At 65.4% G+C, this 17,765-nt stretch carries 21 protein-coding genes and 1 riboswitch; of the genes, 14 read left to right on the forward strand and 7 right to left on the reverse strand.

The features are described from left to right. Positions 1-115 precede the first annotated feature (115 nt). The 3 genes from CIW53_RS05950 to CIW53_RS05960 all read right to left on the reverse strand — a co-directional run bounded on the left by CIW53_RS05950 (position 116) and on the right by CIW53_RS05960 (position 3,783). A complete protein-coding gene (locus CIW53_RS05950) occupies positions 116-1,519 on the reverse strand; it encodes a polyketide cyclase (RefSeq protein ID WP_149363767.1) in 1,404 nt (467 codons plus the stop codon). Between the two features lie 290 nt (positions 1,520-1,809). After that, positions 1,810-2,451: a response regulator transcription factor gene (locus tag CIW53_RS05955; RefSeq protein WP_149363768.1), complete on the reverse strand. Its 642-nt coding sequence runs from the start codon at positions 2,449-2,451 to the stop codon at positions 1,810-1,812. 108 nt (positions 2,452-2,559) lie between these two features. Then, the gene (locus CIW53_RS05960; protein WP_149363769.1) at positions 2,560-3,783 is read right to left on the reverse strand and encodes a sensor histidine kinase; all 1,224 of its coding nucleotides are present in this window, start codon (positions 3,781-3,783) and stop codon (positions 2,560-2,562) included. Positions 3,784-4,006: 223 nt separating this feature from the next. Between CIW53_RS05960 and CIW53_RS05965 the strand changes: the two genes are divergently transcribed. The 5 genes from CIW53_RS05965 to CIW53_RS05985 all read left to right on the forward strand — a co-directional run bounded on the left by CIW53_RS05965 (position 4,007) and on the right by CIW53_RS05985 (position 7,159). Continuing rightward, on the forward strand, positions 4,007-4,621 hold the full coding sequence (locus CIW53_RS05965) for a GNAT family N-acetyltransferase (RefSeq protein WP_149363770.1): 615 nt from the start codon (positions 4,007-4,009) through the stop codon (positions 4,619-4,621). Further along, a complete protein-coding gene (minC, locus tag CIW53_RS05970; RefSeq protein ID WP_149363771.1) occupies positions 4,618-5,385 on the forward strand; it encodes a septum site-determining protein MinC in 768 nt (255 codons plus the stop codon). The genes CIW53_RS05965 and minC overlap by 4 nt, the downstream gene beginning before the upstream one ends. A gap of 46 nt (positions 5,386-5,431) precedes the next feature. After that, positions 5,432-6,247 carry a septum site-determining protein MinD gene (gene minD, locus CIW53_RS05975; RefSeq protein WP_149363772.1) on the forward strand — a complete coding sequence of 272 codons (816 nt, stop codon included), beginning with the start codon at positions 5,432-5,434 and terminating at the stop codon, positions 6,245-6,247. A gap of 5 nt (positions 6,248-6,252) precedes the next feature. Next, a complete protein-coding gene (gene minE, locus CIW53_RS05980; protein ID WP_149363773.1) occupies positions 6,253-6,549 on the forward strand; it encodes a cell division topological specificity factor MinE in 297 nt (98 codons plus the stop codon). A 100-nt stretch (positions 6,550-6,649) separates the two neighbouring features. Then, positions 6,650-7,159 carry a hypothetical protein gene (locus CIW53_RS05985; RefSeq protein ID WP_149363774.1) on the forward strand — a complete coding sequence of 170 codons (510 nt, stop codon included), beginning with the start codon at positions 6,650-6,652 and terminating at the stop codon, positions 7,157-7,159. Between the two features lie 24 nt (positions 7,160-7,183). Here CIW53_RS05985 and chaB read toward each other — a convergent pair whose 3' ends face one another. The 3 genes from chaB to CIW53_RS06000 all read right to left on the reverse strand — a co-directional run bounded on the left by chaB (position 7,184) and on the right by CIW53_RS06000 (position 8,923). After that, a complete protein-coding gene (gene chaB / locus CIW53_RS05990) occupies positions 7,184-7,411 on the reverse strand; it encodes a putative cation transport regulator ChaB (RefSeq protein WP_149363775.1) in 228 nt (75 codons plus the stop codon). 98 nt (positions 7,412-7,509) lie between these two features. Further along, positions 7,510-8,100 carry a DNA-3-methyladenine glycosylase gene (locus CIW53_RS05995; RefSeq protein ID WP_149363776.1) on the reverse strand — a complete coding sequence of 197 codons (591 nt, stop codon included), beginning with the start codon at positions 8,098-8,100 and terminating at the stop codon, positions 7,510-7,512. Further along, a complete protein-coding gene (locus tag CIW53_RS06000; protein WP_149363777.1) occupies positions 8,093-8,923 on the reverse strand; it encodes an isocitrate lyase/phosphoenolpyruvate mutase family protein in 831 nt (276 codons plus the stop codon). Before CIW53_RS06000 ends, CIW53_RS05995 begins: the two co-directional genes overlap by 8 nt. A gap of 138 nt (positions 8,924-9,061) precedes the next feature. On the opposite strand from CIW53_RS06000, the gene CIW53_RS06005 reads away from it, so the two are divergent. Further along, complete coding sequence (locus CIW53_RS06005; protein ID WP_149363778.1) at positions 9,062-10,837, forward strand: DUF885 domain-containing protein; 1,776 nt, start codon at positions 9,062-9,064, stop codon at positions 10,835-10,837. Positions 10,838-10,943: 106 nt separating this feature from the next. After that, entirely contained in the window at positions 10,944-12,086 is a 1,143-nt protein-coding gene (locus CIW53_RS06010; RefSeq protein WP_149363779.1) for a DUF2235 domain-containing protein, read from the forward strand. Between the two features lie 3 nt (positions 12,087-12,089). Here the strand turns inward: CIW53_RS06010 and CIW53_RS06015 are convergent, their stop codons facing one another. After that, complete coding sequence (locus CIW53_RS06015) at positions 12,090-13,358, reverse strand: multidrug effflux MFS transporter (protein WP_149363780.1); 1,269 nt, start codon at positions 13,356-13,358, stop codon at positions 12,090-12,092. A 74-nt stretch (positions 13,359-13,432) separates the two neighbouring features. After that, a riboswitch (Fluoride riboswitch) is annotated at positions 13,433-13,536 on the forward strand. A 69-nt stretch (positions 13,537-13,605) separates the two neighbouring features. Between CIW53_RS06015 and crcB the strand changes: the two genes are divergently transcribed. From crcB to CIW53_RS06050, 7 genes are all read left to right on the forward strand, one after another. Then, on the forward strand, positions 13,606-13,992 hold the full coding sequence (crcB, locus tag CIW53_RS06020) for a fluoride efflux transporter CrcB (RefSeq protein WP_149363781.1): 387 nt from the start codon (positions 13,606-13,608) through the stop codon (positions 13,990-13,992). Between the two features lie 13 nt (positions 13,993-14,005). Then, positions 14,006-14,344, forward strand: a complete 339-nt coding sequence (locus tag CIW53_RS06025) for a DUF190 domain-containing protein (protein ID WP_149363782.1) — start codon at positions 14,006-14,008, stop codon at positions 14,342-14,344. A gap of 30 nt (positions 14,345-14,374) precedes the next feature. Beyond that, on the forward strand, positions 14,375-15,493 hold the full coding sequence (gene cfa, locus CIW53_RS06030; RefSeq protein ID WP_149363783.1) for a cyclopropane fatty acyl phospholipid synthase: 1,119 nt from the start codon (positions 14,375-14,377) through the stop codon (positions 15,491-15,493). A 200-nt stretch (positions 15,494-15,693) separates the two neighbouring features. Continuing rightward, positions 15,694-15,969 carry a hypothetical protein gene (locus CIW53_RS06035; protein ID WP_149363784.1) on the forward strand — a complete coding sequence of 92 codons (276 nt, stop codon included), beginning with the start codon at positions 15,694-15,696 and terminating at the stop codon, positions 15,967-15,969. Beyond that, positions 15,966-16,352: a YciI family protein gene (locus CIW53_RS06040; RefSeq protein ID WP_149363785.1), complete on the forward strand. Its 387-nt coding sequence runs from the start codon at positions 15,966-15,968 to the stop codon at positions 16,350-16,352. The genes CIW53_RS06035 and CIW53_RS06040 overlap by 4 nt, the downstream gene beginning before the upstream one ends. A gap of 57 nt (positions 16,353-16,409) precedes the next feature. After that, positions 16,410-17,282, forward strand: coding sequence for a TraB/GumN family protein (locus CIW53_RS06045; protein ID WP_149363786.1), 873 nt, complete (start codon positions 16,410-16,412; stop codon positions 17,280-17,282). Between the two features lie 69 nt (positions 17,283-17,351). Next, on the forward strand, positions 17,352-17,759 hold the full coding sequence (locus CIW53_RS06050) for an MAPEG family protein (RefSeq protein ID WP_149363787.1): 408 nt from the start codon (positions 17,352-17,354) through the stop codon (positions 17,757-17,759). The last annotated feature ends 6 nt before the right edge of the window (positions 17,760-17,765 follow it).

Consider the following 17,765-nt stretch of genomic DNA (forward strand, 5'->3'; position numbering starts at 1 on the left):
CGCCCGCTCCTCGGGACGGAGGCGGGCGAGCCTTCCCTCGGTTCCCAAACAAAAGGCCCTTCCTCACCGGAAGGGCCTTCGGTTTCACGATCGGCGCTGAACCGGGTTCGCGAACTTACTGGTTGGCGCTGGCCGCTTCGGCCGGAGCCGCACTGCTATTGGCCGGCGCAGCACTGCTATTGGCCGGCGCAGGAGCCGAACCGGTGGCCGCCGGAGCAGCCTCGGGGGCTTCCTCCAGGGACGGCGGCTGCATGCCGGCAGCCTGCTCGGGCGTCTGCGCCGGAGCGTCCGTGATCGGCAGGTAGATGTCGTACTGGCTGTAGGTGTTGATGTTGTCGCCGACCTTGGTCTGAATGTCGTACGAACGATTGACCACGTCATCGAACTTGTAGCCGTGGGTTTGCGCATAGGCCTTGAGCATGTCGCGGGTCTGCGGCACGCCGGCGAAAGTGCCGTTCCACACGCCCTTCAGGGCGGCGCCGCCAAATGCCAGGGTAGCCCGCACGTTGCCGTCGACCACCAGCCGACCGTACCGGTCGCGGCTGCCTACGGCTACGGTCTCGGCCGCCTGGGCCGTGCTGCCGGCTTCAGCCGGTGCCGCAGTGGTGGCAGCAGCGGCGGCAGTCGCCGCATCCAGCGAGAGCGGCGTCGGTGCAGTCAGCTGTTCGCTCTGACCATTGACCGTGAGTGTGCTCGAATCGATGGGCAACGCCACGTCGAAGGTATAGGTCTGGTCGCCATAGTTGGTGGTGAACAGGATCCGCGGCCCGGTCACGTTCACGCCCAGCTTCTTGGCGGCGGCCTGAATCTCGGCAATCGCCTTGTTGACGGCCTCGTCCAGCCCGTCCAGCCCTTCCTTGCGTTCGATCGAGGTCGACACCAGCAGGACCGGCGTCGGCTGGGTCTGCTCGATGTACGGGATCAACTGGCTGTAGTCGATGTTCGGCACGGCAGCCAGCACGTTTTGCAGGTTGTTCAGGCTGAACTGGATGAACGCGTCGGGATCGCCATGGATGTACAGGTTGGCGAAACGGTTCACCAGATTCCAGCCATAAGCCACGTCGTACGACCAGGTCACCTCGGTCAACTGTCCACGGCTGCCCTGGCGCTTCAGGTCCAGCGTGAAATGCTTGTCCTGGCCGCGCCAGCTGTTGTCCAGATTCCAGACGACGCTGGCGCTCTTGGTGTTGTCATCGATCTTGCTGAAATCGGGGGTTGCGCTGGCGATGGTCAGCGAGCCGTTGCCGACCCGCGGCGCGGTGCTGGTCCAGCTGACCTCGGCGCCCGGGCCGTAGGAGCTGCCGGAAAAATTGAACTTCACGTTGCTGTCATACGAGCGCAGCACCGAGTAGTCCGGCAGGCGACGGAAATTGTCGACTACGTCATAGACCTGGCGCATGTCCTTGCCAATGACCAGCGAACGTTCCACATGGCCGCTGCCTGGCATGACCACAGCCGCCACGACACCAATCACCGCGACGATGATCAGGGCAACAAGAAATTCAAGGACACGCATCATTCCAGAGTTCTCCGAGCGTCTCTACGCCATACCTAAGGATGTCGCCCCGGCCGCCGTGCGGGCCTGCCTCAGGGGCTGATCCGAGGGTCATGGCAGGGGGTCGGCAAACGCCGAAGCTACGGATGTTACTTGCTCACGCGCTGGAACGCTATCCACTGATGCCGATGCTTCTGGAAGGCCAAAAAGGGCGCGCTGCGGCTGATTGCGCGACCTGCGGCCGCCCGCGAAAATTCGTTGCGGCGCGGCAGGCGGCGGCACGCCTTAGGGCAGCCCGAGCGGGCCTGACGGATTCAGACGATGCCCATTTCCAGCGCTTTCAGCACGGCACGCGTGCGGTCGCGCACGCCGAGCTTGGACAGGATGTTGGAAACGTGGTTTTTCACCGTGCCTTCGGCGACTTTCAGCGAATTGGCGATTTCCTTGTTGCTGTAGCCGCCGGACAGCAACCGCAGTATCTCGGTTTCACGCTCGGTCAGCGGATCGGGCTGCTCCAGGCTGGTGAAATGGTTCTGCATCCGCGCCACCCCGGCCATCAGGCGCTGGGTGACCATCGGCGCCACCAGCGAACCGCCGCCGGCGACCGTACGCACGGCCTCGACCAGTTGCTCCAGCGACACGTCCTTCAACAGGTAGCCGCGCGCGCCGGCCTTGAGGCCTTGCAGCACCAACTGGTCGTCGTCGAAGGTGGTCAGGATGATGGTCGGCGGCAGCTCGTTGCGGGCGGACAGGGCCTGCAGCACTTCCAGGCCGCTCATGTTCGGCATGCGCAGGTCCAGCAGCACCACGTCGGGCTTGATCCGCGGGATGTCCAGCACGGCTTGGGCGCCGTCGGCGCACTCCGCCACCACGCGGATATCCTCGGCCAGGTCCAGCAGCGAGCGAACGCCCTGGCGCACCAGATTCTGGTCGTCGACGAGACAAACGGAGATCATCGCGTATCCTCGGGCATACATGCATTTGAAGAAGTGATGCTGGCAGTTGGCCGATCGCGCCACTGCCAACGCCAACGCATTTTTACACGCCAGCGCGAACCACCAAGATTACGACACATTCAGCGCCGGTGGCTCAAACCGGGTCGGCGCATGCGCCAGCGCCGTGTGCTCGCCCAGCGGCAGCCGGACCGTCAGCGCAAAGCCCTGGCTCAGCCCGGTATCCAGCGTCACGCTTCCGCCGAATTCGGCCAGGCGCTCGCGCATGCCGGACAAACCATTGCCCGGCTCGACCTTCTCGGCGCCGCGACCGTCGTCGCGCGCGTGCAGGCCGAGCAGGCTTTCGCCGGCATAGGCGAAATTGAGCCACAGGTTGCGGGCGCCGGCATGCTTGGCGGTATTGGTGATGATCTCCTGCGCGCACCGCAACAGCACCTGGGCGCGGCGCGGATCCTCCACGCTGAAACGCGGCGGCATGACCACATGCACACTCAGGCCGGGCACGCCCTCGGTGAGGCTGCGCAGCGCCTGTGTCAGGTCGATCGCATCGTCCTGGCGCAACTCGCTGACCACCTCGCGCACGTCCGCCAGCAGCAACTTTGCCGTGCTCTGGGCCTTGTGCACGTGCGCTCCGGCCGCCTCGTTGGTGAGATGACTGGCCACTTCCAGGTTCAGGCTCAACGCCGTCAGGTGATGGCCGATCAGGTCGTGCAGGTCGCGCGCGATGCGCATGCGTTCGGCGATCCGGCTGGATTCGGCCAACAGCGCACGGGTGGCGCGCAGTTCGGAGTTGAGCCGGCGCTGCGCCTCGCGCTGTTCGGCCTGCTGGCTGGCCACCGTCGAGGTGATGAACACCAGCACCGAGATGCCGAGGTAGATGCTGGCCTGGATGAAACCCACCGCAATGCTGTGGTCGTATTCGGGCCAGCCGGCGAAAACCACGACCAGGCTCAGGTGCTGCAGCACCAGCCAGAATGTCGCCAGCCAGAACGGCAGCAGCCATGGCAGCACCAGCGAGGCGACCACCATCAGCATCGCCGACAGGCCGCTGTGGCTGTACCAGCCCACCGCCACTGCCGCTCCCGTCATCAGGGTCAGTCCCAGCAGCTTCAGCACCGGATGCCGACGCGAACCGAGGTTGCTGGTCAACAACCAGTACATCAGGCCGAAGATCAGGTAGCACAGCGTCCACAGCAGAAGCGAAAAATTCGGCCGATGCAGCTGATCCAGGCGTTCGGTAGCCCAATTGGTGACCAGCGGCGTGCCGGCCGACAAATAGGTGAAGAACCCCGCATAGCGGAGCAGACGGATATGGTTGAAGAATGGCCAGCGCATGTCCGCATCATTCGCTGCGCGGCGATTTCGCGCAATGCGCGAGAAGTCATGCCCGTATTCCTCCGCCCGGACGTCCCATCCATGCGTGGCGCCCACAGGCAACGGAAACCGCACGCGCGGCGCAATGCCCGGATGTACCGGCCGCGGGCGCATGCCATAATGGGCCATTGTGCAAGGCCGCCCTGTGGGCCTTGTCCCTGTACCCACCATTGCGGAGCAACGAATGGCCCTTGCCATCCGCGACGTGCGCGAGCACGACCTGGATGCCGTACTGGCGCTCAACAACGCCGCCGGCCGCTCCATCCTCGCCCTCGACGCCGCACAGTTGCGCTACTTTCACGAGCACGCCGAATATTTCCGCGTGGCCGAAATCGACGGTCACCTGGCCGGCTTCCTGATCGCGCTGCGCGAAGGCGGCGAATACGACAGCCCGAACTACCGCTGGTTTGCCGAGCACTACCCGCAGTTCGTCTACATCGATCGCATCGTGGTTGCGAACAACTATCGTCGCCACGGACTGGGCCGCATCTTCTACTGCGACGTGCACAGCTACGCGGAGGTGCGCGTGCCGCTGCTCGCGTGCGAAGTGTTCCTGGAACCGCGCGACGACGTGGTGGTGCTGTTTCACGGCACCTACGGCTTCCAGGAAGTCGGCCAGCAACGCATGGGCGAAGACGGTCCGCAAGTGAGCCTGCTGGCCAGGGACTTGCCGAGTTACGGCTATGTCCGCGAAACCTGGCTCGACCACGGCGGCCTGCCGGACGTACCGTGGCTGGCCGAGCGCGAGCGCCCGCAACCGCCCGAATCACGCCGCCTTGCCGGAGAACGGCATTCATGAATGCAAAAATCGATGAAACCGACGCCTGCGACCTGCGCTTCGGCCAGGTCGGCATTGCCTGCGTGCGCGTGCGCCGGGTCGACGCCGCCGCGCTGTGCGACGAACTCGAACGCCGCGTGCGTGCCGCCCCGCAGATGTTTGCCCGCGCCGCGGTGGTGCTGGACCTGAGCCATCTGCTCGACCTGCCCGACGATGGCGCCGTCGACGCGCTGCTCGAAGCGGTGCGCAGCGCCGGCATGCTGCCGGTCGGCCTGGCCTACGGCACCAGCGAGACCGAGGCACTGGCCAAACGCATGGGCCTGCCGTTGATCGCGAAATTCCGCGCCGCCTACGAACCGGCCAACAACAGCCCGGCCACCGAGCCCGCCGTGCGCGCCGAAGCGGCCGCACCGGTGCAACGCGAGCCGATCCTGTCCGCGCCGGCGCCCGGCAGCATCCAGGGCGCCCAGCACCAGACCGGCTCGGTGCGCTCGGGGCAGCAGGTCTACGCGCGCGAGCGCGACCTGATCGTCACCGGCGCGGTGGCCAACGGCGCCGAGGTGATCGCCGACGGCAACATCCACATCTACGGTGGGCTGCGCGGCCGCGCCATGGCCGGCGCGCAGGGCGACGAGAAATCGCGCATCTTCGTCTCCGACTTCCGCGCCGAGCTGGTGGCGATTGCCGGCCACTATCGCGTCTTCGAACAAATTCCTGACGACCTCGAAGGCCAGTCCGTGCAATGCTGGCTGGAAGGCGAAAAGCTGTTGATCGCCAGGTTGTGATCCTCTACAAACCATAATTATTACAAAAACATGCGGAGATGGGCCCTTGACTGCTGAGATTATCGTTGTCACCTCCGGCAAAGGCGGCGTCGGCAAGACGACGACCAGCGCCTCGCTCGCCACCGGCCTGGCCATGGCCGGCAAGAAAACCGCCGTGATCGACTTCGACGTCGGCCTGCGCAACCTCGACCTGATCATGGGCTGCGAGCGCCGCGTGGTGTACGACTTCGTCAACGTCGTGCACGGCGAAGCCACGCTGAAGCAGTCGCTGATCAAGGACAAGCGCCACGACAACCTGTACGTACTGGCCGCCAGCCAGACCCGCGACAAGGACGCGCTGACCCAGGAAGGCGTCGAGAAGGTGCTCGAAGGCCTGTCCGAGGACGGCTTCGACTACGTCGTGTGCGACTCGCCGGCCGGCATCGAGAAAGGCGCGCATCTGGCGATGTACTTCGCCGACCACGCGGTCGTGGTGGTCAACCCGGAAGTCTCCTCGGTGCGCGATTCGGACCGCATCCTCGGCCTGCTCGCCAGCAAGACCCGGCGCGCCGAACGCGGCGAAGGCCCGGTCACCCAGCATCTGCTGCTGACCCGCTACAACCCGGCCCGCGTGGCCATCGGCGAAATGCTCAGCGTCAAGGACGTCGAGGAAATCCTCGGCATCGAAGTGGTCGGCGTGATCCCCGAATCGGAGAACGTGCTGACCGCGTCCAACAACGGCATCCCGGTGATCGTCGATGCCGATTCACATGCCGGTCAGGCCTATAGCGACACGGTGGCCCGCATTCTCGGTGAAGAACGCCCGCTGCGCTTCATCGACGTGCCCAGGAAGGGCTTTCTCCAGCGCGTGTTCGGAGGTTGATCACGATGGGTATTCTTGATTTCCTGAAGCGCAAGCCGGAGGCCACCGCCACCGTGGCGCGCGAGCGACTGCGCATCATCGTGGCGCAGGAGCGCTCCACCCGCGGCGCGCCGGACTACCTGCCGATGATGCGCAACGAGTTGCTCGAAGTGATCAAGAAGTACATTCACGTCGACCTCGATGCGATCAACATCAATTTCGAGCGCGACAGCGGCCACGAGATCCTGGAGCTCTCGGTCACCTTGCCGGAAGGCAAGCAGACCGCAAGGAACGAATCCGGGAGCGAAGCCAAAACCGGTTGAATTTTCCTGCGACGGCACTGGCTGCCGGCTTGTCCGCCGGGCGACGAAACCTCGCCCGGCGTCGTTACCGCCTCATCGGTTGCGTCCATCGCGCACGCACATGCATCCCGACACTCTCGCCCGTCACGAATCCGCCGATCCGGCCAGCAGCGTCATGCGCGTGGGCGAGATCGGCTTCGACCTGCCCGCGGCCCTGCTCGCCCGCTTCGGCCTGCAACTGCAGCGCGTTGCATCCGGTACGCCGATCCCCGGCAGCTTCTGGGGCGACGAAGAGGCCGGCATCATCGGCAGCACCGTATACGCACGCGACGACACGCCCGTGCATTCGCTCCTGCATGAAGCCGGCCACCTGATCGTGTTGCCGGCGGACAGACGTCCGGACGTCCATACCGACGCCACCGACTCGATCGAGGAAGAAGACGCCACCTGCTATCTGCAGATCGTGCTGGCCGACCAGTTGCCTGGCGTGGGACGCGAACGGCTGATGGCCGACATGGATGCCTGGGGCTATTCGTTTCGACTGGGCTCGACCCGCGCATGGTTCGAACAGGACGCCGGCGAGGCCCGGAACTTCCTTGAGGCACGCGGCCTGCCCCACGCCACGCCCTGACGATTCCCGACTCCCGATTCCCGGCTATTTGGCGTGCCAATCGCCATCCTCGCCCCTGCTGTACTTCTTTTTCACCGCCGACCAGGCCACCTTGTGAGCCACTTCCTCGCGTGATTCGTCGCCGCGCCGTTCGCCCTCGTCGCGATACTCGTCCCAGGCGCTGTTGAACGCCTCCATGTAGATTTCCTGCGCGTGCTTCGGCACATGGTCGCGCACGCTGTCAGGCAATTCGCTGATCGATTGGTACGGCATGGCGGGACTCCGCAATGGACATGCGGGTCACGGTGTACCCCACGCGATCAAGCCACCGTCAATGACATGTTGCCGCAACCGGAAACGTCACCGGCCATTCAGCGACGCGAGACATGCGGGTCGCCCGCCACGTACCAGCGCCAGGGCTCGTCGACCGCGCGGGTGATGCCCACGCGCGGCGTCGCCACGGGCGCGGCGGGTGGCGGCGTGCCGTCGTCGACGATGCGAAAGCCACCGACACCAGTGACCAGATCGACGCCGTCCTGAGTGCGATCGATCCCGAGTGCCTGGCACAATCGCGCCGGCCCGCGGCAGAGATCGCGGTCGTTGCGGCAGGCAGGTCGCGCCGCACGCATCGCCGCAAGCCCAGTGAGTGGTGCCAAGGCACGCAGCAACACCGCGACGCCCTCTCCCGCCTCGCCGCAAACCGGGTTGCAACACCAATGCATGCCGTAGGTGAAGTACACATAAAGCAGGCCAGGCCCACCGAACATCGTCGCGTTGCGTGCGGTCCGGCCACGCCAGGAATGTGCTGCCGGATCGACCGCGCCGACATACGCCTCGGTTTCCACGATGCGCCCGCTGCGGCCATCGGCGTTGAGCAGGATCTTGTTGAGCAAAGCGGGCGCGACCTCGCGCGGATCACGCCGGTAGAACGCGCGGTCGAGTGTGACGCGTCGCTCAGCCATGCACGAACAGCTTCTGTACGTCCGCATGGCTCAGGCTGGGAGCAAGACTGTCGAAGCCGCCGCTTGCCCGCATGGCTTGCGCAGCCTGATCAACGGCGCCCAGCGCGATCGCGGCGAAGCGCGTGGCCGTGCTCACCCGGGCCACGCCGATCCGCGCCAGTTCGGCCAGGCCCGGCATGCCCGGTCGTGCACCCACGTTCACCGGCGCATCGATCGTCTTGACCAGCGCCGCCAGCACGGCAGGGTCGCCCAGGCCGATCGGATAGATGCAGTCCGCGCCCGCCGCCAGATAGGCGCGCGCACGACGCACGGCATCGGCGAAACGCACGGTTTCGTCGGCAGCCGGGGTGATCCAGCAATCCACCCGCGCATTGATCACGATCGGCACACCAGCAGCTGTCGCTGCGGCACGCGCGCCGGCAATCCGTTCGGCAGCCTCCGCGCAATCGCGCAACCCATCGTGCCGTCCGTCTTCGAGGTTAACGCCCACGGCGCCCGCCTCGATCACCGCGCGCACCGTCTCGCCCACCGCCGCCGGCGTGTCGCCGTAGCCGGCCTCGATATCGGCCGTCACCGGCACGTCCACCACGCGGGTAATGCGCGCGATGGCGGCCACCACTTCGGCCACCGGGGCCTGCTCGCCATCGGCGCAACCAAGCGACCAGGCCACGCCGCCACTGGTGGTGGCGACCGCGGCGAACCCGCGCTGCGCGAACAGCCGTGCGCTGCCTGCATCCCACGCATTCGGCAACAGCAGGATCGAGTTGCGATCATGCATGTCGCGAAACGCGTGCGCCCTGTCGATCTGGCTCTGCCTGTCCATCGTCGTGTCGTTACCCGTTGTCGATAAGGAAAGCCGCAGAGTACGCCGCTTGCACTTTGCACGGAAACCGCCGAAGAATGACCGTTCCGGGTTTCCAGCGCCGCCTTGTCGACGGCACGCCCCGAGGGAGAACTGACGATGATGAAAGTCATGCGGATCCTGTTCGGTACGGCCGCCGCGCTGGCCATGGGCGGCGCCACCACGGTCGTGCAGGCAGCGGCCGTACCGGCGACGAAGACGGCAGACCAGGCGTTCATGCAACTGGCCGATACGTACTTCGACAGCTACTACTTCCCGACCAACCCCTCCCTCGCCACCGTCGACGGCATACACGCCTATGACGCCAGGCTGGAGGACTATTCGCGCGCCGGCGTCGATGCGAACGTCAAGGCGCTCAAGCAATGGGAGCACCGCGTGGCGGCGGTGGACCCGGCAACGCTTGGCGAGCGCGTGCAGGGCGACCGCGAGCTGGTCCTGAACAACATCCGCAGCACCCTGCTGACGCTCGAGACGATACGCCCGTGGCAGAAGAATCCGGACATCTACTCCAGCGGCATCACCAGCAGCACATTCACCCTGATGTCGCGCAAGTTCGCCTCGCCGGAAACGCGCCTGCGCGCCCTGATTGCCCGCGAACGGCTGATGCCGGCCGCCCTCGCCGCAGCGCGCAAGAATCTCGACAACCCGCCGAAAATCTACACGCAAATCGCGCTGGAACAGTTGCCCGGGCTGGTGCACTTCTTCCAGCACGACGTGCCGTCGGCTTTCACCGCGGTCGCCGACGCCGACCTGAAGCAGCAATTCGCCAACAGCAACGCCGCCGTGATCAAGGCGCTGCAGGACTACCAGGCCTGGCTGAAGGACGACCTGCTGCCGCGCTCGCACGGCGACTTCCGCATCGGTGCCACCGCGTTCCGCGACAAGCTGAAGTACGACGAGATGGTCACCCTGCCGCTTGACCGGCTTGTCGCCATCGACATGGCCAACCTGCGCCAGAACCAGCGCCAGTTCGCCGAAGTAGCCAAGCAGCTCGACCCGCACAAGACGCCGCGCGAGGTACTGGCCGAACTGGCCTTGGACTATCCGCCGCCGGACAAGATCCTGGATACCTTCCGCGCCACCTTCGATCACCTCACCGCGTTCATCCGGCAGAAACACATCATCACGATCCCCTCGCAGGTGCGGCCGACCCTGGAGGAAACACCGCCCTTCATGCGCGCGATCACCTTCGCCTCGATGGACACACCCGGACCGTACGAAACCGTCGCCCGCGAGGCGTACTTCAACGTCACCCTGCCCGAAGCTGGCTGGAGCAAAAAGCGCACGAAAGAGTTCATGGCGCAATTCAACTACCCGGTGATCAGCAGCATCGCCGTTCACGAGGCCTACCCCGGCCACTACGTGCAGTTCCTGTGGATGCATCGGCTCGACGACCGTGTGCGCAAGCTGCTTGGCTCGAACACCAATGCCGAGGGCTGGGCGCACTACTGCGAGCAGATGATGCTGGACGAAGGGCTGGCTGCGTTCGAATACCCGCACGATCTGCGCCAGCAGCGCCTGCTGCGGCTGGGCCAGTTGCAGGAAGCGCTGCTGCGCAATGCACGCTTCATCGTCGGCATCAAGCTGCACACCGGCCAGATGACGATGGAGCAGGCGATCGACTTCTTCGTCGACGAAGGCTACCAATCGCGCGCGGTCGGCGAGGTCGAAACCAAGCGCGGCACAGCCGATCCCACCTACCTGTATTACACGCTGGGCAAATTGCAGATCCTCAAGTTGCGCGCCGACGTCGAGGCGAAGCAGGGTCGAGACTTCGACCTGATGAAATTCCACGACGACTTCATGCAGCAGGGTTTCGCGCCGATCAGCATCGTGCGCAAAGCGATGCTGCACGACGACTCGCCGACGCTGTAGCGGCACGACCGCCCGCCGGGCCACGGCCGCGCGACACTGGCCGCGCGCGCCGCAGGCTCCTAAAGTGGCGCCGCAGGCAATCATCCCGCGTCGCGCTGGAGGCACCATGGCCATCCGCAGGCTTGCGCTGCTGTTCGACGGCACCTGGAACAAGCCCGAATCCCATACCAACGTGGAGCGGCTGCGGCTGCTCATCGCGCCGCGTGACGCGGCCGGCGTCGAGCAGCTCGTCAACTACATCCCCGGTGTCGGCGTGAAGCCCGGCATTACCCATCTGCTCGGCGGTGCGTTCGGTTACGGCCTGTCCGGCAACGTGCTCGATGGCTACCGCTGGCTGTGCGAGACCTGGCAGCCTGGCGACCAGCTCTATCTGTTCGGCTTCAGCCGCGGCGCTTATACCGCGCGCAGTCTTGGCGGGATGATCCGCAAGTGCGGCCTGCTCCGGCGCGGCGCCGATGGCAGAGTGGCCAAGACCGGGGTTTCGGCCGCCTACGATTTCTACCGCGACACCAAGTGCAAACCTGACGATCCGGCCGGGATAGCGTTTCGCGCCAGCCACTCGCTTGAGATCGAGATCCGCTTCATCGGCGTGTGGGATACGGTCGGCTCGCTCGGCATCCCGGTCACCGCGTCCTGGTTTCCCTACGCCCGTTCGCGCTACCAGTTCCACGACACCGAGCTCAGCAAGATCGTCAAGTACGCCTACCAGGCGCTCGCACTGGACGAACATCGAGCCGACTTCGCTCCCACGAAGTGGACACGCAACCCGTACAACGTCAAACCCGGCGAAACGCTCACCTCGAAGAAGCTCGAGCAGATCGAAATCGAGCAGCGCTGGTTCATCGGCTCGCACTCCGACGTCGGCGGCGGCAACAACCGCGACGGCGCCGGACGCAAGCCCGACCCGCTGCCGGAACTGCCGTTTGCTTGGCTGCAGCGCAAGGCGATCCATGCCGGCCTGGCCTGCAACGAGCGATTCATGCCTGAACCCGACGCCGACACCGGCGTGCCGCGCAATTCGTATGCGGAGTTCATGAGCGGCATCTACAAGGAATTCAAGCCGCCGTTCGATCGCCGGCTGGGCAACGGCGTCAACGAAAAGGTCGACGATTCGGTCTGGCTTCGCTGGGTCGCCGATGCCGCCTATCGTTCGCCGTCGCTGGTGAAGGCACTGGCCGATGCCACCGTGCTGATGTCGATGGAGGCCGTGGTGCAGAACGCGAACAAGCCGCCGGGTTCGCCGGCGTAGTCATCAGCCCAGCTCGGCAATTTCCGCCTGCAGCGTCGTGGCCGGAACGGTGCCGGTCATCGCCTGGTCCAGCCCGCGATGCGTGAGGCGGCGATACCACCACCATGCGAACACACCGCTGGCGGTCAACGCCGAAGCACCCAGCGCGAGCTGCAACATGCTGCCGGACAACCATGGCGACAGCACGCCGGCCACGACACTGCAGAGCAGCAGGCTGGCGAACGCCTGCACCGAGGAAATCCCGCCGCGCCGATGCCGGAAACGATCCAGCAGCAACAGCGTCAGCGTCGGAAATGCCAGCTGCACGCCGATGCCGTGGAGGATCAGCGGCAGCATCGACCACGGCAGCCGTGGCGCGGGGAACAGCAGTGCCAGCAACAAATGAAGCACGCACGCCAACAGCATCACCGCATAGCCGAGGTTCACCGTGAACCCGGCGCTGCACCGCTCGGCCATCCGCCCGGACAACCACGCGCCTCCGATCAGGCCAGCCACTACCGGCAGGAACAACCACGGAAAGCCCTGCGCCGACAAATGCAGCAACTCGCGCACGATGCGCGGCGCCGAAGCGATATACAGGAACAGGCCCGCGAAATTGACCGAACTGGAAATCAGCAGCGGCCAGAACAGCCGGTCGCGCCCGAACGAAACATAGCCGGCCAGCAGCGGCCCCGGCGCAAAGCGGGTGCGGCTTTCCGCCGGATGCGTCTCGTCGAGCAACAGCAGCAAGGCCAGCGCCAGCAGTGCGGTGAACCCGGCCAGCCACCAGAAGATGCCGTGCCAGCCACCCAGCGGCAGCAGCAGCGCACCGACCATCGGCGCGATCACCGGGGCCACCCCGAAAATCATCATCACCTGCGACATCAGCCGTTGTGCGGCAGCACCTTCGAGGCTGTCGCGGATCACCGCGCGCCCCACCACCAGCCCGGCACCGGCGCACATGCCCTGCAACCCACGGCACGCCAGCAGCATCGCGAACGAGGTGGACAGCGCCGCACCCACCGACGCCAGCGCGTATACCAGCATGCCGGCGACAATCACCGGCCTGCGTCCGATCGCGTCGGAGATCGCGCCGTGGAACAGGCTCATCGCGGCGTAGGTGATCAGGTACATGCTGATGATCTGCTGCAGCGCTGCGTTGTCCACATGGAACCGCGCACCGACCAGCGGAAACGCCGGGAACACCGCATCGATCGAGAACGGCCCGATCATCGACAGGGCCGCCAGCAGCCATGGCAGGCTGCGGCGCACGGTGTGCGGGGTTGAGTTCATGGCGGACGACGGTATCGGCGGGCCGGGCAGTATAGAACCGCGCTTGACGAGCGCATGGTCCGATCGACTAGGATGTCCGCTCGGGAGATGGCATGCCTCCCGTTCCGGGCGGCTTCGGCGTCCCGGGACAAACCGCTTCTCGTGACCCCGCGTTGAAGTTGATGATGCCTGCACCACCGGCTTCCGGCGGCGCAGGCGTGCCTGCCACCGCGGCAACCGGACACCTTCATTGTCAGGAGACGCGCTTGTGGGTTTGACCGGATTTGTGGCGATCGGCATCGGCGGCGCCTTGGGCTGCTGGCTGCGCTGGGGCTTGGGCGTCCTGCTCAATCCATTGTTTCCCACCCTGCCGCTGGGCACGCTGACCGCCAACCTCGTCGGTGGTCTGCTGATGGGTTGCGTGATGGGCTTGTTCGATCATTTCCAGACCCTGTCGCCGGAACTGCGGCTGTTCGTGTTCACCGGCTTTCTCGGCGGCCTGACCACGTTTTCCACGTTCTCGGCCGAGTCCGCCACCCTGCTGCTGCGCCAGCAATACCTGTGGTTCAGCGGCCACGTCGCGGTGCACGTGGCCGGCTCACTGGCGATGACCGTGCTCGGCATCTTCCTCACCCGCAGCCTGCTGCGTCATTGACCCGGTGATCGGCATGAACCAGGAAAACCTGCAGCACGGCGTGCACCTGTATTTCTACTGCCACTCGCGCGCAAAGCACGACGGCATGCTGCTGTCCGAGTGGTTGCTGGAACAGGCGAAGCGGCATGGCCTCGGCGGCGGCTCGGTGTTCCGCGCGATCGCCGGTTTCGGTCGGCATGGCGTGCTGCACGAGGAACAATTCTTCGAACTCGCCGACGACCTGCCGGTGAAGATCGAATTCCTGTTGCACGAGGAGCAGGTCGAGCCGCTGCTGCAACTGGTGCGCGCGGCCGGTGTCGACGTGACGTATGCACGTTCGCCGGCAAGCTTTGCCGTGCTCGGCAGCCACTGACCGCGCACGATTCCCACGAAGAGACAACGCATGAGCCAGGACGACCTGAAAGACCGCGCCAGCGCACTGCTCGAACACGCCGGCATCCATATCGACGGCGATGCCCCGATTGACCTGCGTGTGCACGACGATCGCCTCTATCCGCGCGTGTTCGCGCATGGATCGCTCGGTCTGGGCGAAGCCTACATGGACGGATGGTGGGATGCCGACGATCTTCCCGGCCTGTGTACCCGCCTGCTCACCGCCGGGCTCGACCAGGAATTGAAAACCCTCGACGCCCTGCTCGCCCACCTCAAGGCGCGTTTCATCAACCTGCAGCGCGGCGAGCGCGCGTTCGAGATCGGCAAGGCACACTACGACCTCGGCAACGACCTGTTCCACGCCATGCTGGGCAAGCGCATGGTGTACTCCTGCGGCTACTGGGCCAAGGCCGACAACCTCGACGACGCACAGGCGGCCAAGCTCGATCTGGTCTGCCGCAAGCTGCAGCTGAAAACCGGCCAGCGCGTGCTCGACATCGGCTGCGGCTGGGGCGAGGCGTTGAAATACGCGGCCGAGCACTACGGCATCGAGGGCGTCGGCATCACCGTGTCGCGGGAGCAGGCCGAGTACGCGCGCGAACTGTGCGCGGGACTGCCGATCGAGATCCGCCTGCAGGATTATCACGACGTCGACGAGCGTTTCGACGCGGTGTACTCGGTGGGCATGTTCGAGCATGTCGGCGCCAAGAACTACCGCGCATACTTCGAGACCGTGCGCCGCTGCCTGAACGACGATGGTCTCTCGCTGCTGCATTGCATCGGCAGCAACAGCGCGCCGGGCCAGACCGATCCGTGGATCGAGAAGTACATCTTTCCAAACTCGATGATCCCGGCCGCCAGCCAGGTCGCGAGCGCGCTGGAAGACCTGTTCGTGGTCGAGGACTGGCACAACTTCGGCGCCGACTACGACCGCACCCTGACCGCCTGGCGCGCCAACATCGAGGCGGCATGGTCGACCCTGCCGGCGAGCTATGACGAGCGCTTCCGCCGCATGTGGCGCTATTACCTCGCCGTCTCCGCTGCGGTATTCCGCAGCCGTCGCGACCAGCTGTGGCAGCTCACCCTTAGTCCGAATGGCGTGCCCGGCGGCTATCGCGTGCCGCGCTGATCGCTCACCGCCACCGCCATCGCGCAAAACGCCGGCATGTTTGTGATCAACATCCACACTCATGGCAGGCATCTGCTTCGTGCATTCCAGGGGGTGCGAGTGGAGGGAGGATGCAGGAGCCGGCATCCATCGATGCGGAGTGCATACCATCTCTCCGACCACGGGACGGATGCATCGCGACGGGCAAAAGGCGACACAGCATGGGGCGAAAAATCCTTATCGGCATTCTGTCGCTTTTGACGATTCTGTTCGCGGCCCTCCTGTTGATGGATGTCGCCTGGTTCTTCCATGGCTCGCTGGAACTCTTTCCCACCGACGAGCAGCAGGGCAAGATCAAAAGCGTTGCCGGGTTGTCGGGCTGCGGTTTCGTGCTCGCCGAAGCGGCGGTCCTGTTTCTGCTCGGGCGACTGTCCAGGAGTCGTCACCGCCCTTGCCTCGAGATTCCTCCCGATCCGATCGACGGAAGCCACCCATGAACCAGAAAACCCCACTCTCCGAGTACCTCGTCCTCTCCCGCGGACAGTGGGACGCGGGTGCGCCACGCGAAGAAATTCAGGACGCGATCGACCGGTTCTACGCGTGGTACGAACGGCTCCTTGGCGAAGGCCGGATCGGAGCCGGGCAACGCCTGACCCGGGAGGGCAAGGTGGTGTCGCGGCAGGCGATCACCGACGGCCCGTTTGCCGAGGGCAAGGAAGTCGTCGGCGGTTACTGGTTCATCCTGGCGAACAGCCTGGAGGAAGCGGCACGCATCACATCGGAAAACCCCTGTCTGGCCTATGGCCTGGCCTGTGAAGTCCGTCCGGTCGATCCGGCGCGCGGCAGCGCGTTCGCACTCACCAACGAAACCCCGACCTGAAAACGGCACTTTCAGGACAGGATTGAACACCCATCGCGTTGTCGCGACACTGTCGGCATGAAATCCACCATCGCGCTGCGCCTGCTCGCCTGCCTCGCCCTGCTGCTGCCCGTTGCAGCCATCGCCCACCCTGCGTTGTGGATGGTCAAGGATGCCGACACCACGATCTATCTTTTCGGCACCGTGCACCTGTTGCCGAACGACACCGACTGGCGCTGGCCCGCATTGGAAAAAGCACTCGCCGACAGCGGCTCGCTGACCATCGAACTGACCGACGACGACCCGGCCCGCATGCAGGCGCTGGTGTTGCAATACGGACTGGACCCCGCCCATCCGCTGTCGGACAAACTCAGCGCCGCCGAAAACGCCACCCTCACCCGCGCTGCGCAAACCGCCGGCGTGCCCGGTGGCGCAAGCACCCTGCGGATGATGCGGCCGTGGCTGGCCGGGCTGACCTTGACGGTGGCCCCGCTGCTGAAGGCCGGCCTCGACCCGGCCCACGGCGTCGACAAGCTGCTCAAGGCGCAGATGCAGGCGGCCGGCAAGCCGGTCAACGGACTGGAAACCTCCGAACAACAGATCCGCTTTCTCGCCGACCTGCCCGCTGACGTCGAGCTGGAGTTCCTGCGCTCCACCCTGCGCGACGCCGACAAGGGCAGCGGCGAACTCACCACCCTGATCGACGCATGGAAACGCGGCGACGTCGCCACCATCGCCCACATCGAAGACGAAGACCTGGCCCGGCACGCACCCGCGCTGTACCAGCGCTTGCTGGTACAGCGCAACCGGTCCTGGGCGGTAAAAATCGCCGCCATGCTGCAACGCCCCGGCACCGTCTTCATCGCCGTCGGCGCCGCCCACCTGGCCGGACCGGACAGCGTGCAGTCGCAACTGGAATCGCGGGGCACGCCGGTCGAACGCCTGCACTGACCAGTCGATGCGAAACACGCGTCGACTTCCACTACGCTTCATCCGCCACGCACAGAGCGCAGGCCGAATATGACCACCTCAGCCCTGGTACTCACACTGTTCCTCGCCTGGACCTTGCTCTTGCTGGTCGCCATGGAGGTGTTGCGCAGCTACCTCGTTGTCACCGGTCGCGTCCGCTCGAATGAGTTCAAGCCAGACAACTCGAACATCTCGCCGTTCATGCAGCGACTCGCCCGCGCGCACGCGAACTGCGTCGAGAGCCTGCCTGTCTTTGGCGGCCTGCTGCTCGTGGCACTGGCGACTGACCGGGCCGAAGTCACGGACGCACTCGCCCCCTGGTTGCTGGGCGCGCGAATCATCCAGTCCGGCATCCACCTGGCCTCGACCAGCGTCATCGCCGTGAACGCCCGTTTTGCCGCCTTCGCCGTGCAAATGGGCATCGGCGTCTACTGGGCCTGGCGATTGCTTGGCCTATAGGCCCCT

Source organism: Rhodanobacter sp. T12-5, assembly GCF_008329435.1.
In the GTDB taxonomy this organism is placed as follows: domain Bacteria; phylum Pseudomonadota; class Gammaproteobacteria; order Xanthomonadales; family Rhodanobacteraceae; genus Rhodanobacter.

Coding starts and splice junctions, on each gene's coding strand:
- minC (WP_149363771.1), top strand. CDS start 4,618: ATGAATGCAAAAATCGATGAAACCGACGCCTGCGACCTGCGCTTCGGC.
- CIW53_RS05995 (WP_149363776.1), bottom strand. CDS start 8,100: ATGGCTGAGCGACGCGTCACACTCGACCGCGCGTTCTACCGGCGTGAT.
- CIW53_RS05955 (WP_149363768.1), bottom strand. CDS start 2,451: ATGATCTCCGTTTGTCTCGTCGACGACCAGAATCTGGTGCGCCAGGGC.
- chaB (WP_149363775.1), bottom strand. CDS start 7,411: ATGCCGTACCAATCGATCAGCGAATTGCCTGACAGCGTGCGCGACCAT.
- CIW53_RS05950 (WP_149363767.1), bottom strand. CDS start 1,519: ATGATGCGTGTCCTTGAATTTCTTGTTGCCCTGATCATCGTCGCGGTG.
- CIW53_RS05960 (WP_149363769.1), bottom strand. CDS start 3,783: ATGCGCTGGCCATTCTTCAACCATATCCGTCTGCTCCGCTATGCGGGG.
- CIW53_RS05965 (WP_149363770.1), top strand. CDS start 4,007: ATGGCCCTTGCCATCCGCGACGTGCGCGAGCACGACCTGGATGCCGTA.
- CIW53_RS06045 (WP_149363786.1), top strand. CDS start 16,410: ATGAAATCCACCATCGCGCTGCGCCTGCTCGCCTGCCTCGCCCTGCTG.
- CIW53_RS06010 (WP_149363779.1), top strand. CDS start 10,944: ATGGCCATCCGCAGGCTTGCGCTGCTGTTCGACGGCACCTGGAACAAG.
- cfa (WP_149363783.1), top strand. CDS start 14,375: ATGAGCCAGGACGACCTGAAAGACCGCGCCAGCGCACTGCTCGAACAC.
- CIW53_RS05985 (WP_149363774.1), top strand. CDS start 6,650: ATGCATCCCGACACTCTCGCCCGTCACGAATCCGCCGATCCGGCCAGC.
- CIW53_RS06015 (WP_149363780.1), bottom strand. CDS start 13,358: ATGAACTCAACCCCGCACACCGTGCGCCGCAGCCTGCCATGGCTGCTG.
- CIW53_RS06000 (WP_149363777.1), bottom strand. CDS start 8,923: ATGGACAGGCAGAGCCAGATCGACAGGGCGCACGCGTTTCGCGACATG.
- CIW53_RS06050 (WP_149363787.1), top strand. CDS start 17,352: ATGACCACCTCAGCCCTGGTACTCACACTGTTCCTCGCCTGGACCTTG.
- CIW53_RS06005 (WP_149363778.1), top strand. CDS start 9,062: ATGATGAAAGTCATGCGGATCCTGTTCGGTACGGCCGCCGCGCTGGCC.
- CIW53_RS06040 (WP_149363785.1), top strand. CDS start 15,966: ATGAACCAGAAAACCCCACTCTCCGAGTACCTCGTCCTCTCCCGCGGA.
- minE (WP_149363773.1), top strand. CDS start 6,253: ATGGGTATTCTTGATTTCCTGAAGCGCAAGCCGGAGGCCACCGCCACC.
- CIW53_RS06025 (WP_149363782.1), top strand. CDS start 14,006: ATGAACCAGGAAAACCTGCAGCACGGCGTGCACCTGTATTTCTACTGC.
- CIW53_RS06035 (WP_149363784.1), top strand. CDS start 15,694: ATGGGGCGAAAAATCCTTATCGGCATTCTGTCGCTTTTGACGATTCTG.